Below are 3,139 nucleotides of genomic sequence, written 5' to 3'. Positions count from 1 at the left end.
CCCCTGTACCGGGCGTGCTCGATCATGTCGAGGTGACCGTTGTCTGGCCAGAGTAGCGTCGTCTATCTCAGTCTCGGCGGCAATCTCGGCGACCCGGCGAAGTCCATGGCCGCGGCGTTGCGCATGCTGGATGGCGACGACAGGACGCGCGTCACCGCCGTCTCCTCGCTTTACCGCACGCCGCCATGGGGCAAGCTCGACCAGCCCGATTTCCTCAATGCCGCGGCTGCGATCGAAACGGCACTGTCGCCGCGCGCCTTGCTCGACCTTTGCCTGGACGTCGAAAGGCGGCTGAAGCGGGTGCGCGAGGAGCGCTGGGGGCCGCGTCTGATCGACATCGACATCCTGGTGTTCGGCGATCGGGTGATCCACCAAACCGGGCTCGAGGTGCCGCATCCGCGCATGCTGGAGCGGGCCTTCGTGCTGGCCCCACTGGCGGAGATCGCGCCCGGCCTCGCGGTCGGCGGCAGAAGCGTGTCGGAGCGGCTCGGCGCCGTCGATGCGTCGGGGATCGAGCGCCTGTCGTCCGGCCGGGAGTGGTGGCTGGGCTGAGCCGCCGAATTCAGCCGGAGAAGCCGCCGCCCTCGAGAAATGCCTTTTCTTCCGCTGTCGTCTCGCGGCCGAGCATCCTGTTTCGATGCGGAAAGCGGCCGAAGCGCTGGATGATCTCCAGGTGCTCCTTGGCGTATTTGAGATAGTCGGGCGCCCGGGTGGCAGTGAGTTCCACCGACCGCTGCTGATTGGCGAGCGATTCCGAATGCTCGAAGGGCAGATAGAGGAAAACGCGCAAGGCCTGGTCGAGCGCCAGGTCATGGCCAGCGGCGATCGCCCTGTCGGCGAAATGCCTGGCCAGCGGATCGGTCGCATACATGTGTCCGGTACCGCGGAAGCAATTGCGCGGGAACTGGTCGAGCAGGATCATCAGCGCCAGAGATCCTTCGGCGTGCGCGTTCCAGTCGTCGCATTCGCGCCGCGCGACGGCATAGTGCAACTCGAGGAAGCGGTTGCGGAAATCCGCGTCGAAGGCGTCGTTTTTCTCGAACCAGGCGTCCTCGCCGGCATCGCGCCAGAATTTGGTGACGGAAAGCGCTCGCGCGTCGAGCTCTGCCATGCGTTACCTCTCAGCTCTTCGTCTCTGCCTTGTTCAGCACGCCGGCCGTCTCTTCGTTCAGCGCCCGGCCGGCGCGGCGCGGCTGGGTCAGCGGCGTCGGGATCGGCGTGCCGATATTGCCCTTGAGGAAACGCTGGCCGGCGCGCACGCCCTCGGCCAGTTGCGTTTCGAAACGGGCGGTGTCGCGGCGCCGGACGTCCTCGATGACATCGGCGACCTCTTCCGGGTCGACGCCCAGCGCTTCCAGCGCCGAGCCGCCGAAGACCAGCGCCGATTCGAAGGTTTCGCGCAGCTGATAGTCGACGCCGGCGCGGATGAGCTGCAGCGCGGTTCCCCGGTCGAAGGCACGTGCCATAACGGTGACCAACGGGAATTCGGACTTGATCAGTTGCGCGATGCGCACGGCTGCGTCCGGCTTGTCGACGCAGATCAACACGGCGCGCGCCCGGCCGGCGCCGGCCGCATGCAGGATGTCGAGCCGGGTGCCGTCGCCGTAATAGACCTTGAAGCCGAAATCGGCCGCCGCCTGGATCATCTCGACCTCGTTGTCGATGATCGAGACGTCGAGACCGCGCAGAAGCAATGGCTGGCTGGCGATCTGGCCGAAGCGGCCGAAGCCGATGATCAGCACGCTGCCGGTGAGGCCGTCGGCGATGTCGACACCTTCCAGCGATTGCTCATCGCGCGGCGTGAGGTAGCGCAGCGCCACGATTGCCAACGGCGTCAGCACCATCGAGATGATGATGATGGCGGTCAGCGTGGCGTTGGCCTGGCCGTCGATGATGCCGACCGCGGCCGCCGAGGAATAGAGCACGAAGGCGAACTCACCGCCTTGCGCCATGAAGACGGCGCGCTCGAGCGCTTCGCGGTGGCCGCTCTTGAGCATGCGCGCGACGATGTAGATGCCGAGCGCTTTCATGATCATGTAGGCGACGACATAGATGGCGACGAGCCGCCAGTTCCGGGCGACGACGCCGAGATCGAGCGACATGCCGACGGCAAGGAAGAACAGGCCGAGCAGGATGCCGCGGAACGGCTCGATGTCGGCTTCGAGCTGATGGCGGAAGGTCGATTCGGAGAGCAGCACGCCGGCGAGGAAAGCGCCCATCGCCATCGACAGGCCGGAAAGCTGCATGGCTAAAGCCGACCCAAGCACCACGAGCAGTGCCGCGGCCGTCATCACCTCGCGGGCGCGGGCATCGGCCAGGATGCGGAAGAGCGGGTTGAGCAGATAGCGTCCTGCCACCACCAGCCCGACGATTGCCGCGACGCCGATGCCAACCTCGGTGAACCGCTCGGACAGGCTGGTGTCGGCGCCGCCCGGCGCCAGGAACGCGACCAGCGCCAGAAGCGGCACGATCATCAGGTCTTCGAGCAGGAGGATCGAGACGATGCGCTGACCCTTGGGCGCGGCGATCTCGCCGCGTTCCTCGAGAAGTTGCATGACGATAGCCGTCGAGGTCAGGACGAAGCCGGCGCCGGCGACGAAGGACTGAGCGATCGGAAAACCTCCGGCCAGTCCGACGCCGGTCAGAAGCAGGGCGCAGACGCCGACCTGCAGGGCGCCGAGCCCAAAGATGTCGCGGCGCAGGCCCCAGAGCCGCGACGGCTGCATTTCGAGGCCGATGATGAACAGGAACATGACGACGCCAAGCTCGGCGACATGAAGGATGGCCTCCGATTCGGAAAAAACGCGCAGCCCGAATGGCCCGATGACCACGCCCGCCGCAAGGTAGCCGAGGATGGAGCCCAGCCCCATGCGCTTGAAGATCGGCACGGCGACCACGCCAGCGGCAAGCAGCGCCACTACCTGCACCAGATCGCTGCTCGATGCTTCAGCCGCCATGCCAATCATCCCGTTGTTTCGAAGCACTCCTTGCATGCAGCGGGAGCGGGAGGCAAGGGCGGGAGGCCTGCCAGGAAGGGTAGGGTGCCGTTGAAGCGGCGTCCGCTTGCGTGCCGGACGCTTGGCATCTATAACAACCAAATGCCTGACTATTCGTCCCGCCCGCCTCCACATATCCCGAT

The 3,139-nt window shown here is 66.1% G+C and carries 3 protein-coding genes; 1 reads left to right on the top strand and 2 read right to left on the bottom strand.

Going from position 1 to position 3,139, the window contains the following annotated elements; all coding sequences use genetic code 11:
• Positions 1 to 39: 39 nt before the first annotated feature.
• On the top strand, positions 40 to 552 hold the full coding sequence (gene folK, locus EOA38_RS31865) for a 2-amino-4-hydroxy-6-hydroxymethyldihydropteridine diphosphokinase (protein WP_127301093.1): 513 nt from the start codon (positions 40 to 42) through the stop codon (positions 550 to 552).
• Between the two features lie 10 nt (positions 553 to 562).
• On the opposite strand, the gene EOA38_RS31860 is transcribed toward folK, so the two are convergent.
• Together EOA38_RS31860 and EOA38_RS31855 are read right to left on the bottom strand one after the other, a co-directional pair.
• A complete protein-coding gene (locus EOA38_RS31860) occupies positions 563 to 1,111 on the bottom strand; it encodes a DUF924 family protein (protein ID WP_127301092.1) in 549 nt (182 codons plus the stop codon).
• A 10-nt stretch (positions 1,112 to 1,121) separates the two neighbouring features.
• Entirely contained in the window at positions 1,122 to 2,957 is a 1,836-nt protein-coding gene (locus EOA38_RS31855; protein WP_127301091.1) for a monovalent cation:proton antiporter-2 (CPA2) family protein, read from the bottom strand.
• Positions 2,958 to 3,139 lie beyond the last annotated feature (182 nt).

This window comes from Mesorhizobium sp. M1E.F.Ca.ET.041.01.1.1 (assembly GCF_003997355.1).
GTDB lineage: Bacteria > Pseudomonadota > Alphaproteobacteria > Rhizobiales > Rhizobiaceae > Mesorhizobium.
This window is presented reverse-complemented; position numbering and strand designations above follow the sequence as displayed.